Source organism: Alcaligenes sp. NLF5-7 (genome assembly GCF_024266725.1).
Classification (GTDB): Bacteria; Pseudomonadota; Gammaproteobacteria; order Burkholderiales; family Burkholderiaceae_B; genus Alcaligenes; species Alcaligenes phenolicus.
Genome location: NZ_CP100755.1, coordinates 660,857 through 675,038, shown reverse-complemented (window position 1 = coordinate 675,038; position 14,182 = coordinate 660,857). Strand labels below are relative to the sequence as shown.

The window sequence follows — 14,182 nt, the reverse complement described above, 5'->3', positions numbered from 1 at the left end:
TACGAGCGAGCCTGGTGTATCAGGCTGGCCAGATCTGGCGTGCCGCTTGCACAATCTGCTCGGCGGCTTGCGGGCTCTGGCAGTTGAATTGCAGACGCTCGGGTTCGGAGCGTAGCCAGGTCAATTGACGTTTGGCTAGCTGGCGAGTCGCGGCAATCGCCTGTTCGATCGCCACGTCCAGGCTGACTTCGCCGTCCAGATACGACCACAGTTGCCGATAGCCCACACAGCGAATGGAGGGCAGACCGGGATGTAAATCAGGGCGCTGGTACAGCTTCTCCACTTCCTGCAGCAGTCCTTGCTCGATCATGTCGTGATAGCGAGCCGCAATGCGCTTATGCAGCCAGGATCTATCTTCTGGCTCCAGGCTCATGGTGACGTACTGGTGGCTCTCTTCTTGCGGCTGGGCTTTGTCCTTGAGCCAGTCACTCATGGTCTTGCCACTGATATGGAAAATCTCCAGCGCACGTTGAATGCGCTGGCTGTCGCGGGGAGCCAGTCGGGCAGCTGTCACCGGGTCGATGAGGGTCAGTTCCTCGTGCATGCCGGGCCAGCCAATCTCCTGGGCACGCTCATCCAGTTGCTGGCGAATGGCAGGGTCTGCCTGCGGTAAATCGTTCAAGCCTTCGCGCAAGGCTTTGTAATACAGCATGGTGCCGCCACACAGCACAGGGTAATGCCCGCGCGTCCGGATTTCTTGAATAAGACGGGTCGCGTCGGTGGCGAACTCTGCGGCTGAGTAACTCTCTACCGGGTCGCGTATATCCAGCAAGTGGTGGGGGATAGCGGCTTGTTCTTCGGCGCTGGGTTTGGCGGTGCCAATGTCCATGTCACGGTAAATCGTGGCCGAATCCATCACAATCACTTCAATCGGCCAGTGTTGCGCCAGGATATGCGTGCTTGCGCTTTTGCCACTGGCCGTCGGGCCAGCCAGGCACAGAATGGGTAAATCGTTCATTGTCCACGCATAAAAAGTTTGTCCAGCTCGCTGAGCTTCCATTGGAACCAGGTGGGGCGGCCGTGATTACACAGGTCGGCCCGGTCAGTTTGTTCCATCTTGCGAAGCAGAGCGTTCATCTCGGGGATGCTCAGGCGACGATTGGCGCGTACGGCGCCGTGGCAGGCCATGGTGGAGAGCAGTTCGTTGCGTTGCTCATCCAGGTGGCGTGACGAGCCTACCTGAGCCAGATCGCGCAGTACGGCACGGGCCAGCGATTCGATATCGCCTTGGGCCAGGAGGGCGGGGACGGCACGCACGGCCATGGTGGTGGGGCCTGCCGGGTTCATGCTCAGGCCCAGATCGGCCAGGGTTTCCTGATGCTCATCCAGCAAGGCGATATCACTTTCCGAGCAACTGAATACGACCGGCACCAGCAGATCCTGACGAGGCAGTTCGCGGCCATCCAGAGCCTGCTTCAATTGTTCGTAGACCACGCGTTCATGTGCGGCGTGCATGTCCACCAGAATCATGCCCTGACGGGTTTCGGACAGAATATAGATGCCGTGCAACTGGCCCAGGGCCATGCCCAAGGGAAACTCGTCCGTTGTGCTGTCTGCCTCGCTTTGATAGCTGGTGATAGGCGTGTTGCTGGGAGCAGGTTCAATCGGGCGATACATGCTTTTCCAGTCGACATTGCCGCCTCCAGATGGCTCGCGCAGGCTGAAACTGGATTGCCAACCTTGACGGGCCGGATGGCTATACGGCATGGCGGGCTCGCTGCTGGTATAGGAACCGCTCGGTGCGCCTGGAGCCGAAGATGGATAGGGTGTGCCACTTATGGGAGGCTGGGTAGCGCCTTCAGGCAAAGGCATGGCGGCAACTGGCGTTTCCCCGGCCATGCTACCTTGCGCCAGGGTTTGTCCAACAGACTGCAGCACAAAGCGGTAGACGGCACCGCTGTCACGGAAGCGAACCTCGTGCTTGGCGGGGTGTACGTTCACATCCAGCGTGGATGGGGCAATGTCCAGAAACAAGGCATAGGCAGGCTGGCGATCTCCATGCAGTACATCGGCATAAGCACTGCGTATAGCATGTGACACAGTACGATCACGCACAAAACGGCCATTCACGAACAGGAACTGTTTGTCTGCACTGGGGCGAGCATGGGCGGGGTGAATTACCAGACCACGCAAGCTGATCAGACCTTGCTCCTGGGCGACAGGTAGGCTTTGCTCAATAAACTCTTTGCCCAAGATATCCAGCAGGCGTTGCTCCAGTGTGCCGCTGCGCCAGTGGCGTTGGGGCTTGTCATTGTGAAACAGGCGGAAAGCGATTTGCGGCTGTGCCAGGGCGATGCGCTCCAGCGCGGTCACGCAGTGGCCGTACTCCGTGCCTTCCGTGCGCAAAAACTTGCGACGGGCGGGGATCTCGTCAAACAGCTGGCGTACATCCACATGCGTGCCAATCTGCCCGGAGGCGGGCTGGGGTTCGCTTTGACCCAGTGAGTACTCCCAGGCGTGCGGGTCGTCCTGAGTGCGCGAGTTGATCGTCAGGCGGGCTACCGAGGCAATTGAGGGCAGGGCTTCCCCCCGAAAGCCCATGGAGGCCACGGACTCCAGCTCTTCCAGCGAGCGAATCTTGCTGGTGGCATGTTGCAGCAGCGCCAGGGGCAATTCTTCCTGGGTGATGCCGTGGCCATCGTCGCTGACAGAGATGCGGCGTATGCCGCCGCCGTCCAGGCGAATCTCGATGGCACTGGCTCCGGCGTCAATCGCGTTTTCCAGCAATTCCTTCAGGACAGATGCCGGGCGCTCGATAACTTCACCGGCCGCAATTTGGCTTACAAGCAGGTCCGGGAGTGGGATAATACGGCGTCTTGATGACATAGGGCGGCTGGCCTTGTGTGTATTCAGGGTTGAACATTACACGTTCAACGGGTTTCAAACGGTAGCGGCTTATTTTAACCGCTTGCTCTATGGTGTCGGTCTGGCCAGTATCGGACTGGCTGGATTGTTATTTTGGTGTGGAACTATGCCCGATTTACTCAGCATGATCCTTCATATTGACCAGTACCTGGGTGTGTGGGTCGAGCAGTATGGAGCCTGGATTTATCTTGTTCTGTTCTTGATTATATTTGGCGAGACCGGGCTTGTGGTTTTGCCCTTCCTGCCGGGCGATTCTCTGCTGTTTATTGCCGGGGCCTTTGGCGCTTCGGGCATGTTGGACCCGGTCATGCTGGGTGGCCTGCTGATCGTGGCAGCCGTGCTGGGTAATACCGTGAACTATCACGTGGGGCGGTATATAGGCCCGAAAGTCTTTACCCAGGAATCCCGATTCCTGGATCGTCGTGCTCTGGTCAAAACCCATGCTTTTTATGAAAAGCATGGTGGCAAGACCATCGTCATTTCCCGCTTCCTGCCATTGTTCCGTACTTTTGCGCCTTTTGTAGCGGGTGTGGGCCATATGAATGCCATGCGCTTTCAGATGTACAACATTACCGGCGCGGTGCTGTGGATTTGCAGCTTGATTACCTTGGGCTACTTCTTTGGCAATGTGCCTTTCATCAAGGCGCATTTGAATACCATCGTGCTGATTGGTATTGCGGCTGCCGCGGTGCCTGTCGTGGCTGGGGCCTTGTGGAAGATTTTCAAGCGCAAGAGCAAGGGTAATGCGACTTTGTAGGATTTGAGATTGGATTGTTTGCTTGTTAAAGGTTAAGGAAAGGACGCCAGTAGGCGTCCTTTTTTATTTCGGGAACCTGTCAGATATCGCTGTTGTGGGCGAGGGGGTAAAAGCTGTCGCAACATCTGGGCTCAAGTGTTCAAGGTAACTATTGGCACTCTCCGTATTTTTAAAAAACCGCCTCTGTTTCAGCCTTTAGTAAAGAATGCCTCAGTTTTCTTGAGGGGGAGCCGCTAGTCGGCAGGCGGGGCCCTGGCCCGTGCTGCGCACGGGTACCCTTGTCTCTTGAGCTATCCAGGCGCCCCGTGAACTCGCGCGATAGCTCGTCCCCCGGACGAGCTATAAGCGTCGCGCTCAAACAGCACGGGGCTTGTATCCTGGATAGCTCAAGAGCCTGCGGCCAGAACCCTGACTCGCCTGCAGGCTAGCTGCTCCCCCTCAAGAAAAGGCCACACCGATTCAGGTTCAAACAGGTCCTTGCTCAAAGACGCTCTCTTTTTCGAACGGCCTCAGACCCTACGGAAACAAAAAAAGCGCAGCATTTTTGCTGCGCTTTTTTCATCGAACCAAGCAGATAGTTAGCTACGGCTGGCCAGTGCCGGAAACTCGGCAAAATATCCCCGGATGCCGGTCAGAATGGCTTGGGCAATTTTGTCCTGATGCGAAGAACTACGTAGCAGACGCTCTTCTTCCGGATTACTGATAAATGCCGTTTCGATCAGAATCGATGGAATATCGGGTGCTTTCAACACAGCAAAACCAGCGCGTTCAACATTGCGCTTGTGCAGGCGGTTGATCTTGCCGATCTCGCCCAGCAGGCGCGAGCCCACTTTCACCGAGTCGTTAATCTGTGCGGCTGTGGACAGGTCCAGCAGAATCTGTGCGACCTGACGGTTGTGGGAACCCAGGTTCAGACCACCGATCAAGTCAGCATCGTTCTCTTTCTTGGCCAGCCAACGGGCCGCCGAGCTGGTTGCACCGTTCTGGGACAGGGCGTAGATGGACGAGCCACGCGCACTGGGCTTGATCCAGGCATCAGCATGAATACTGATGAACAGGTCCGCTTTCACCCGACGCGCTTTCTGTACACGCACTTGCAGCGGCACGAAGAAGTCCGAGTCACGCGTCAAATAAGTACGCATATTGGGCTGCGCATCAATCAGACGTTTCAAGCGTCGGGCTATGTTCAGCACCACATCTTTTTCACGGGTCCCACCGGGGCCGATGGCACCGGGGTCCTCTCCACCGTGGCCGGGGTCCAGCGCAATCAGCAAAGGACGATTGGGAGTACCCGGCGTGGCTGCAGGCGAAGGGGAGCGCGGTGGAGTCGTGACAGGAGGCGGCGTACGAGCGACGGGCGGCAAGGTTTGCCCTTGTACCGTAGGGACAGGCGCGTCAGGCGAGTTTTGAGCCAGGCTTTCCAGGACGGAAGCCAGGGGGTCGTTATCGTCCTGAATTTGCAAGGCCAGCAGCGGGTCTTGCGCCACACGCGGGTACAAGTCCAGCACCAGACGGTACTTGTATTCGCCAACGGGCTTGAGCGTAAAAATCTGGGGAGCGACGGCCTGTTTCAGATCCAGCACCAGACGCACGACGTCGGGGCGGTTCTGGCCCACGCGCACGGAGCGAATGTAGGGGTCATTGGGGCGGACCTTGGAAACCAGCTCCTCGATGGTGCGGTTCATGGTCAGGCCCTGAATGTCCACCACCATGCGATGGGGGTTTTCCAGTGTGAAGTGCTCGGCCTTGAGCTCGCTATCCATTTCCAGGGTGACGCGGGTGTATTCGTCTGCCGGCCAGGTACGGACGGCCACGATGGTGCTGGCGTTCGCCAGCCGCGGTATGACGGGAAGCAGGAACAGGGTGGTGGCCGTGGCGACGAATCGGCGACGGGCCTTGCCGGCTGGGGCTACTTCTGCAGGCTGGGGGCGAGTGTCGTAATCCATAGCGTTCCTTTGGCGCTGCGTGCATCCAGGGTGGCCAAACGACCGTCACCGCAATAATCCAGGTGTAAATCCAGATCGGGCTCGGGCAATAAATCCCCTGCTTTTTCGGGCCATTCGATCAGCACAACAGCATTGTCTTGCAAAATATCGCGAAAACCTGCGTCGACCCATTCTCGTGGATCGCTAAATCTATAAAAATCAAGATGATAGAAGTATAAGCTAGAAACTTTATAACTTTCAAGCAAAGCGTAGCTAGGACTTTTGATACGACCGGTAACGCCACAAGCCCGTAACAGGGCCCGAACAAAGTGGGTTTTACCGGCACCCAGGTCACCATGAAGATGAATTCGGCCACCCACAGGCACACCGGGAACCTGACCGCTTAGCAGCGGGGCAAGGCGCTCGGCCAAGGCGGTGGTGGCGTCCTCGTCAGGCAAGGACAGGGTTAAAGCTTGCGGATTCATAGGCTTGGATCAGGTAGCGAGGGATAACCACAATGGAATGGTCAAGCCCGCTAGTATAGTGCCGATCGACATGGTCAGCGCGACCAGACGGCTATCGGCTCCCATGCGGGCAGCCAGTACGTGGGCAGAAGAGGCCGTAGGCAGGGCAGCAAATACCAGTAACATCTGGCGCTCCAATGTGCTCATATCCAACACCCAGGCAATTGCCAGGGCCGCCAAGGGCAAAGCCAGCAGCTTGATGGCCGTAATCCAGCCGATCAAGGCCCCCGCACGCCGCGAGCCTTGCAGGGACAAGGTGGCGCCTACACACAACAAACCAATCCCCAGGGCACAAGCCCCCAAGCGGCTAAAGGCCAATTGAACCGGGCCTGGTACGGACAAACCAGCCAGATTCCAGGCCAGTGCAGCAACAGTAGACAGAATCAGGGGATTTTTAAGCAGCTCGATGGCGATACGGCCTTGCTGCCCCCGCGCTAGCACGGTCACTGCCACCATATTGGCCATGGGAACAGAAAAGCCCACCAGCAAAGCCATAACGGCGACACCCGATGGCCCGGCAATCGCACTGGCCAGAGACATCCCCAAATAGGTATTGAAGCGAAAGGCGCATTGAGTCAGGGCCGCGTGCTGCAAATGTTCGGGTTTCAGAATGGGCAGGGCCAGCCAGGCCAGAACCGTGCCTACGGCAATTAAAACAGCCGCAGCGACCAATAAAGGCCAGGTATCGCCCAGATTGAGCGGAATACGAGTAATGGAATCAAACAGCAGGGCTGGAAACAGGACGTAATAGACTAGCTTCTCCGCACCCTGGAAAAAATCCCGGCTGAAATGAAAGCGATGCAGCAGTAAAGCCCCCAGTGCAATTAACAGGAAATCGGGCAGAATCAGCGGGAATATTGTGGCCATGATGAGGGTAAATAGAAGCAGATATAGGTATATCCCCTGTGGGTATCTGCTTTCAGAATTAACAATTGATGGGGATTAGCTGCGCTATTATTGGTTAGTTCCCCTTACACAGGGGATGGATCTACAAAAAGACTAAAGAGGAGATGTTCCCATGATAGAGAAGTTTCCCAAGAAATTTGCGCTGCTATCCCTTTGTGCAAGTTTGTCCATGATCGGCACGGTTAATGTCGCTCATGCTCAAGCGGATTATCCTAATCAAGCGATTCGCGTCATTGTTCCTTTTGCGCCAGGCGGTTCCACCGATATTGTGGCGCGCATTGTGACCAAGGGCATGAGCGAAGTGCTGGGCCAGTCCATGGTGGTAGAAAACAAGGGTGGTGCCGGGGGCGCTATTGGAGCGGCAGAAGCTGCTCGCGCCAAACCTGACGGCTATACCTTGTCAATTGCCACCATCTCGACTCTGGCAGTGAATCCCGCTTGCCGCCCCAATGATTTGCCTTACGACCCCTTGAAAGACTTTGTGCCGGTCAGCAACTTTGCCAACCTGCCCAACGTGATCGAGGTCAACCCCAAATTCCCGGCACAGAACTTCAAGGAGTTCGTGCAGCAACTGAAAGACAATCCCGGTAAGTATTCTTACGGCAGCTCGGGTACTTGCTCGGTGCTGCACTTGTTTGGCGAAGCCTTCAAGCTGGAAACTGGCACCGACATCGTGCACGTTCCTTACCGTGGTGCCGGCCCGGCTGTAACGGATGCGGTCGGTGGCCAGATCAATGCCATGTTTGATAACCTGCCTTCGTCCATGGCCCAGATCCAGGCTGGCAACTTGCGCGCATTGGCTATTGCCTGGCCCGAGCGCCTGCCTGCTCTGAAAGATGTGCCGACCTTGGCCGAAGAAGGTTACCCGCAGCTGAACAGCCCGGCCTGGTATGGTCTGCTGGCTCCCAAGGGTACGCCGCCTGAAATCGTTGCCAAGCTGCATGCCGCTGCTGCGGAAGCCTTGAAGAAACCCGAAATTATTTCGGCTCTGGAAAAGCAGGGTGCGACTCCGTCGGGTAACTCGCCTGAAGAGTTCGCCAAGGAAATCAAGGAGCAGTACGACTGGGCCCACGACGTGGTCAAGAAAGGCAACATCAAGCTGGAATAAGCCTTGGACTTTAAATGTCAGCCATAAAAAAACCGGCCTGTGCAGGCCGGTTTTTTATTTCAGCCCCAAGGCCTAGCCACGATTGGCTTGCAGCACGGTCAAGGCCGTCATATTAATGATGCGGCGTACGGTGGAGCTGTAAGTCAGGATGTGTACAGGAGCATTGGCGCCCATCAGGAAAGGACCGATGGCCACGTTGCTGCCAGCAGCGGTTTTCAGCAGGTTGTAGCTGATATTGCCAGCGTCCACGTTCGGGCAGACCAGCAGGTTGGCCGAGTCTTTCAGCGAGGAGTTGGGCAAGGTACGATTGCGCAAGCTTTCGTCCAGAGCGCAGTCGGCATGCATTTCACCGTCTACTTCCAGGTCAGGGGCTTGCTCCTGAATCAAACGCAGGGCTTCACGCATTTTGGGTCCGGAAGTGGCCGAGTCGGTACCAAAGTTGGAGCGCGACAGCAGGGCCACCTTGGGTTCCAGGCTCAGCGTACTCAACATGCGGGCGGCTTCAATCGTGTATTCCGCAATTTCCTGTGCGTTCGGATCGTCGTTGACGTGTGTGTCGGTCAAGGCAACCGTACGCTCGCCCAGGAGCAGAATGTTCATGGCAGCGTAGACGCTGGAGCCGGGCTTGCGGCCGATCATCTCGTCGATATAGCGCAGGTGGTTGTGGTAGGAACCGATCGTGCCGCAGATCATGCCGTCGGCATCACCCAGGTGCACCATGGTCGAGCCAATCAGGGTCAGGCGGCGACGCATTTCCACGCGAGCCATTTCCTTGCTGATACCGCGACGGCACATTTTTTCCCAGTACGTGGTCCAGTACTGGTGGAAACGGTCGTCAGACTCGGGGTTGGTCACTTCCACATCCACGCCCAAGCGCAGGCGCAGACCAAATTTCTTGATGCGAGACAGCAGCACGGCAGGACGGCCAACCAGAATCGGGTGGGCCAGCTTCTCGTCCACAATCACTTGCACGGCGCGCAGCACGCGTTCTTCTTCACCTTCGGTAAAGACGATGCGAGCCTTGCCGCCTTCGCGCACCAATTGCTTGGCTACGGCAAACACGGGCTTCATGAACGCGCCAGAGTGGTAGACAAACTGTTGCAGCTTGGCGATGTAGCCTTCCAGGTCAGCGATAGGGCGGGTTGCCACGCCTTCTTCCATGGCGGCTTGAGCCACGGCGGGGGCGATGCGCACGATCAGACGTGGGTCGAATGGCTTGGGAATCAGGTAGTCGGGGCCAAAGCTCAGGCCGTAACCACCGTAGGCTGCGGCCACCGCTTCGTCCTGCTCTTCTTCAGCCAGAGCCGCAATCGCGCGGGCAGCAGCTTTTTCCATGCCACGGGTAATCGTGGTGGCGCCCACATCCAGCGCACCGCGGAAGATGTAGGGGAAGCACAGCACGTTGTTGACCTGATTCGGGAAGTCCGAACGGCCGGTTGCCATGATGACGTCATCGCGAGCGGCTTTGGCGACTTCAGGCAAAATTTCGGGGGTAGGGTTGGCCAGCGCCATCACGAAGGGACGGTCTGCCATTTTTTGCAGCATTTCAGCTTTCAGTACGCCACCGGCGGACAGGCCCACGAACACGTCAGCGTTGTCGATCACATCAGCCAGCTTGCGTGCTTCGGTTTCTTTGGCGAAACGGGCCAGTTCAGGAACCTGGTGACCAGGGCGGCCTTTGTAGACCACGCCGTCAATGTCGGTGACCCAGACATTTTCTTCGGGCAGGCCCATGTCCACCATCAAGTCCAGGCAAGCTAGCGCGGCCGCACCGGCACCGGAGGTCACAACCTTGATCTTCTTGATATCTTTGCCGACCACTTTCAGGCCGTTCAGGAAAGCCGCCGTCACGCAAATGGCGGTACCGTGCTGGTCGTCGTGAAAGACGGGGATGTTCATGCGTTCGCGCAGCTTGCGCTCCACTTCAAAACACTCGGGTGCCTTGATGTCTTCCAGGTTGATGCCACCGAAGGTGGGCTCCAGACCGGCGATGATATCCACCAGCTTGTCGGGATCGGTTTCGTTGATCTCGATGTCAAACACGTCCAGGCCAGCAAATTTCTTGAACAGAACGGCCTTGCCTTCCATCACGGGCTTGGAGGCCAGGGCACCAATATTGCCCAGACCCAGCACAGCGGTACCGTTGGAGATCACGCCCACCAGATTGCCCCGGCCGGTGTAGCGGAAGGCGTTTTTCGGGTCGACCACGATCTCTTCGCAGGCGGCAGCAACACCAGGGGAATAGGCCAGGCCCAGGTCACGTTGGCTGACCAGGGGTTTGGTCGCGGCAATGGTGACTTTGCCGGGAATGGGGAACTCGTGGTAATCCAGGGCGGCTTGTCGATCTACAGGTGAACTCATCGTGTCCTCTTGCTCAGGCGCCAAACAGGTGTTTGGTGAAATCCAGGGAAGGCGTGGCGAATAGTGCGCCAGCGCCGGCTTTCAACAAGTGTAGATAATTAAACAGTCCGCACTATTAGGGCTTATTATTGCCCTATTAGTAAATACTTATAGATAAGGGTAAAGGCTTGGAAACAAACGATATCGCCCATCGCCTGGTACAACGACTCAGGTTGCGTCACCTGGCTCTGCTGATCGAGATCGACCGCTTGGGCTCGCTGACCAAAGTGGCGGATTTAATGGCGATGACTCAGCCTGCGGTCACTCAAGCCTTGGCCGAGGTGGAGCAAGTCTTTGGCACACCGCTATTCCTGCGTTCATCGCGTGGTATGGAGGCAACAGCGCAAGGGCAGATCGTGATTTCACGTGCTCGGGCCATGGTGCAGGACATGGAGTTGTTGAGTCTGGACTTGCAGGCGCACAGCATGGGGCGGCAAGCACATTTGCGGCTGGGGGTGATTCCCCTGGTGTCCGGCAAGCTGGTTTCCACGGCCTTGCGGGCAACTCGCCCTCAAGGGCAGGTAGTGTCCGTCAGCATCACCGAGGGGCTAACGGAAACGCTGCTGGAACAACTGCGTGATCACGCCTTGGATGCAGTGGTGGCGCGCAGCTCTCCGGACCTGAATATGAAAGGGCTGCGCCATGACGCCTTGTACGCGCAGCAACCACGCCTGATTGCCAGCCGGGAACTGGCGGGGCGATTGGGCCGACGCAAGCTGGACTGGGCGCAATTGCAGGATCTGGACTGGATTCTGGGACCGCGCAATACCCCGATGCGGCGGCAGGTGGCGAACCTGTTTTTACGGGCAGGCTTGTTGGAGCCGGTGCCCAGTGTGGAAACCTCTTCACCCAAGCTGATCGGTGAACTGATCGTGAATCACTCCCGTGCTGTGTCTGTGGTCCCGACCGAAATTGCTGAAGAATTGGTACGCGTGTCCGGCGTGGCGATTGTGCCGTACTCCTTTGAGTGGGGCTTGTCGCCTATCGCGCTTTTTACTCGGGTGGCCGGTCAGCAGCGTCCGGTAGACAAGCTGTTCGCGCAGGAGCTGAAACGGGTGTGTACTGATAAGACGGTACCTTTGGAGCGGGGGGCTTTTTTCTACTAATGTCGTTCTGTCTGCTGCGGGCTGATTGCTAGTGTTACACCGTGAGCGCACTATGCTGAGCGGGCCGGGCAAGAGCTGGAAGCAGGATGTCATACCTGCTCAAAAAACCGGAGCAGCTCAGTGGTAAGAACCACCCCCCGCTTGTATGCCCAGGAGTCTGGAAGGGGGGTGGTGTGCAGCGCCCGGTTTATTGATGCCGGGGCTATGCAAGCAGTGGCTTACTGGTTCACATACCAGATGGCCTTGGTTTGCTGGTACTGATCCAGGGCCTCCATTCCCTTGTCCTTGCCGCCAAAACCGGACAGTTTGAAGCCGCCAAAGGGCGCGGTGATGTCGCCTTCGGAAAAGCCATTTATCGAAACGGTGCCTGCCTTGATTTTGCGCGAGACACGCTGCGCCCGCCGTACATCAAGCGTGTAGAGGGAGGCGGCCAGGCCATATTGGGTATCGTTTGCCAAGGCGATGGCTTGCTCTTCTGTCTCGAAGGTCGTGATGGCCAGAACGGGGCCGAACACTTCCTCCTGGAACAGGCGGTCTTCCGGGGTGATGTGATCGAAGATGGTGGGCTCGATATACCAACCACTGCCCAGGTCACTGTGAATGCGCCCCCCATGAACCAACTTGGCGTTTTTGCCGGGGTTCTGCAGAAAGCTGGCCACTTTTTCAAAGTGTGCTTGTTCTACCATCGGCCCGATAGACACATCCGGGTCCGTAGGCAGACCTACTTTCCAGGAGCTTAGCCCCTGTTTGAGTTTTTGCAGTAGCGTATCTTTCAGGCTGCTGTGTACGATCAGGCGGGAGCCGCAGCTGCAGTTTTCGCTCATGTTCCAGAATGCGGCCGCCAGGATGGACGGAACTGCTTCGTCCAGCAAGGCGTCTTCAAAAACGACCTGAGGGCTTTTGCCACCACACTCCAGAACAACTTCCTTCAAGTTGCTTTCTGCGGAGTATTTCAGAAATAGCCGTCCAACTTCGGTGGACCCGGTGAAAGATACGATATCCACGTCCTGGTGTCGTCCCAAGGGCTCTCCCACGGCCTCGCCGGTGCCGGTAACAAGGATCAGTGCTCCTTCGGGGATACCGGCCTGATGCGCCAGCTGGGTCATGCGGTAGGCACTGAGACTGGTTAGCTCGGACGGTTTCACAATGACTGAATTGCCGCACACCAGCGCAGGGGCAACTTTCCAGGCGTACATTTGAGCCGGGAAATTCCAGGGCAGGACGGCCGCCACCACACCAATGGGCTCCTTGGTGATCAAACCCAGTGCGTCGGAGCCGGTTGGGGAAATTCGACCAAAGCATTTATCAGCCGTTTCCGCATACCAGCTGAAGGTATCGATGGTGGCGGGCATGTCGGTATTCAGACATTCGGTGATGGGCTTGCCTGCATCCACGCAATCGAGTGCGGCCAGTTCCTCGGCGTGTTGCTCCAGCAAGGCTACCCATTTGAGCATGATCTTTTTGCGTTCTGCCGGAGACAGTTCAGACCACTCGCCGGACTCAAAGCTTGTGCGCGCGGCAGCGACCGCTGCTTGTACATCCGAGGCTTGGCCGGCAGCGATTTTGCCAATTACGGTCAGGTCGATAGGGCTGACGTTATCGAGCAGGGCCGAAGCCGTGGTTTGATAGCCAGGAATCAAATGGGAAGCGTGCAGCTTTCCGGCGCGGGCCAACTCAAAGACAGTCTCTTGTTGCGTGGGCATTCAAGCCTCCTGTTCTACTTGATAAGCGTTGATCTGGGCCAGGAAGTCATCTCGTTCCTGCGCGTCGACTGGCAGCAGAGGCAAGCGTACCGAACCGACATCAATGCCGTGACGCACGCAGCCCAGTTTGGCTTTCTGGTTGTAGTTGCCCGACTCCATGGCGGCAATGGCGGGCAACATGGCAGCCATCATGCGACGTACCGTGTCCCAGTCTTCTTGCTCGGCGGCTTTCAGCATTTGGACCTGCTCGGCAGGAAACACATTGGCCCCGCCACTGATCCAGCTACGAACTCCCCAGAACAGGAAATCGGCTGCCTGGTCATCGCAACCACAAACAACCTGAAAATCGGGCAGATTGGCATTGACCATGGCAACCACCCGGCTGAAGTTGCCGCTGCTCTCCTTGATGCCCACAATGTTCTTGACCTTGGCCAGTTCGTAAACGGATTCAAGCTCGATCTGGATGCCAATGCGTGCCGGGAAGTTGTACATGACGATGGGCAGTTCAGTGGCCGCGGCGACCTCCTTGAAATACGCCACCACTTCATTCTGGCCGGGCAGGCTGTAAGGGGTGGGAGAGAGCATCAGTGCCTCATACCCTAGCTCTTCCGCTTCACGGATTCGGCTGATGGCTTCGGCAGGCGACATGGAGTTCACGCCGGCAATCAGTGTTGTACGGCCACGGCCAGTTCTGGCAACAATCTCCAGCACGCGGCGACGCTCCTGTGCACTGAGCGCGTAGTATTCGCCCGTGGTTCCACAAGCCACGATACCGCCTACTCCGGCTTCAATAAAGCACTCAACCAGACGCTCCAGCGCAGCTTCGTTTAACTGGTTGTTGGCGTCAAACGGGGTAACGATGGGAACGAGGATTCCGTTCAGATTCAT

The 14,182-nt window shown here is 57.3% G+C and carries 11 protein-coding genes; 3 read left to right on the top strand and 8 right to left on the bottom strand.

Features of this window, described 5'->3' with window-relative positions; all coding sequences use genetic code 11:
• Window positions 1–19 precede the first annotated feature (19 nt).
• Together miaA and mutL are read right to left on the bottom strand one after the other, a co-directional pair.
• Entirely contained in the window at window positions 20–958 is a 939-nt protein-coding gene (gene miaA / locus MID00_RS03215) for a tRNA (adenosine(37)-N6)-dimethylallyltransferase MiaA (protein ID WP_254499681.1), read from the bottom strand.
• Complete coding sequence (mutL, locus tag MID00_RS03210) at window positions 955–2,826, bottom strand: DNA mismatch repair endonuclease MutL (RefSeq protein ID WP_254499680.1); 1,872 nt, start codon at window positions 2,824–2,826, stop codon at window positions 955–957. Before mutL ends, miaA begins: the two co-directional genes overlap by 4 nt.
• 145 nt (window positions 2,827–2,971) lie before the next feature.
• Here mutL and MID00_RS03205 point away from each other — a divergent pair, with 145 nt between their 5' ends.
• The gene (locus MID00_RS03205; RefSeq protein WP_009461283.1) at window positions 2,972–3,622 is read left to right on the top strand and encodes a VTT domain-containing protein; all 651 of its coding nucleotides are present in this window, start codon (window positions 2,972–2,974) and stop codon (window positions 3,620–3,622) included.
• Window positions 3,623–4,200: 578 nt separating this feature from the next.
• Here the strand turns inward: MID00_RS03205 and MID00_RS03200 are convergent.
• From MID00_RS03200 to MID00_RS03190, 3 genes are read right to left on the bottom strand one after another with little or no spacing between them, the layout of a single operon-like run.
• A complete protein-coding gene (locus MID00_RS03200; RefSeq protein WP_009461284.1) occupies window positions 4,201–5,568 on the bottom strand; it encodes an N-acetylmuramoyl-L-alanine amidase in 1,368 nt (455 codons plus the stop codon).
• The gene (locus MID00_RS03195; RefSeq protein ID WP_009461285.1) at window positions 5,532–6,032 is read right to left on the bottom strand and encodes a bifunctional alanine racemase/tRNA (adenosine(37)-N6)-threonylcarbamoyltransferase complex ATPase subunit type 1 TsaE; all 501 of its coding nucleotides are present in this window, start codon (window positions 6,030–6,032) and stop codon (window positions 5,532–5,534) included. The genes MID00_RS03200 and MID00_RS03195 overlap by 37 nt, the downstream gene beginning before the upstream one ends.
• Before the next feature lie 9 nt (window positions 6,033–6,041).
• Window positions 6,042–6,938, bottom strand: coding sequence for an AEC family transporter (locus MID00_RS03190; protein WP_009461286.1), 897 nt, complete (start codon window positions 6,936–6,938; stop codon window positions 6,042–6,044).
• A 208-nt stretch (window positions 6,939–7,146) separates the two neighbouring features.
• Here MID00_RS03190 and MID00_RS03185 point away from each other — a divergent pair, with 208 nt between their 5' ends.
• Window positions 7,147–8,085, top strand: coding sequence for a tripartite tricarboxylate transporter substrate binding protein BugE (locus MID00_RS03185; RefSeq protein ID WP_254500289.1), 939 nt, complete (start codon window positions 7,147–7,149; stop codon window positions 8,083–8,085).
• A 72-nt stretch (window positions 8,086–8,157) separates the two neighbouring features.
• On the opposite strand, the gene MID00_RS03180 is transcribed toward MID00_RS03185, so the two are convergent.
• Window positions 8,158–10,446 carry an NADP-dependent malic enzyme gene (locus MID00_RS03180; protein WP_254499679.1) on the bottom strand — a complete coding sequence of 763 codons (2,289 nt, stop codon included), beginning with the start codon at window positions 10,444–10,446 and terminating at the stop codon, window positions 8,158–8,160.
• Window positions 10,447–10,613: 167 nt separating this feature from the next.
• Here MID00_RS03180 and MID00_RS03175 point away from each other — a divergent pair, with 167 nt between their 5' ends.
• A complete protein-coding gene (locus MID00_RS03175; protein ID WP_022983480.1) occupies window positions 10,614–11,591 on the top strand; it encodes a LysR substrate-binding domain-containing protein in 978 nt (325 codons plus the stop codon).
• A gap of 218 nt (window positions 11,592–11,809) precedes the next feature.
• Here MID00_RS03175 and MID00_RS03170 read toward each other — a convergent pair whose 3' ends face one another.
• Window positions 11,810–13,294, bottom strand: a complete 1,485-nt coding sequence (locus tag MID00_RS03170) for an aldehyde dehydrogenase (protein WP_254499678.1) — start codon at window positions 13,292–13,294, stop codon at window positions 11,810–11,812.
• Complete coding sequence (dapA, locus tag MID00_RS03165) at window positions 13,295–14,182, bottom strand: 4-hydroxy-tetrahydrodipicolinate synthase (protein WP_035271009.1); 888 nt, start codon at window positions 14,180–14,182, stop codon at window positions 13,295–13,297. It abuts the gene before it with no gap.

Bases quoted from the DNA above. Each gene is read 5' to 3' on its own strand.
- MID00_RS03170 (WP_254499678.1), bottom strand. From the start codon at position 13,294: ATGCCCACGCAACAAGAGACTGTCTTTGAGTTGGCCCGCGCCGGAAAG.
- MID00_RS03185 (WP_254500289.1), top strand. From the start codon at position 7,147: ATGATCGGCACGGTTAATGTCGCTCATGCTCAAGCGGATTATCCTAAT.
- MID00_RS03180 (WP_254499679.1), bottom strand. From the start codon at position 10,446: ATGAGTTCACCTGTAGATCGACAAGCCGCCCTGGATTACCACGAGTTC.
- MID00_RS03200 (WP_009461284.1), bottom strand. From the start codon at position 5,568: ATGGATTACGACACTCGCCCCCAGCCTGCAGAAGTAGCCCCAGCCGGC.
- dapA (WP_035271009.1), bottom strand. From the start codon at position 14,182: ATGAATCTGAACGGAATCCTCGTTCCCATCGTTACCCCGTTTGACGCC.
- MID00_RS03195 (WP_009461285.1), bottom strand. From the start codon at position 6,032: ATGAATCCGCAAGCTTTAACCCTGTCCTTGCCTGACGAGGACGCCACC.
- MID00_RS03205 (WP_009461283.1), top strand. From the start codon at position 2,972: ATGCCCGATTTACTCAGCATGATCCTTCATATTGACCAGTACCTGGGT.
- MID00_RS03190 (WP_009461286.1), bottom strand. From the start codon at position 6,938: ATGGCCACAATATTCCCGCTGATTCTGCCCGATTTCCTGTTAATTGCA.
- miaA (WP_254499681.1), bottom strand. From the start codon at position 958: ATGAACGATTTACCCATTCTGTGCCTGGCTGGCCCGACGGCCAGTGGC.
- mutL (WP_254499680.1), bottom strand. From the start codon at position 2,826: ATGTCATCAAGACGCCGTATTATCCCACTCCCGGACCTGCTTGTAAGC.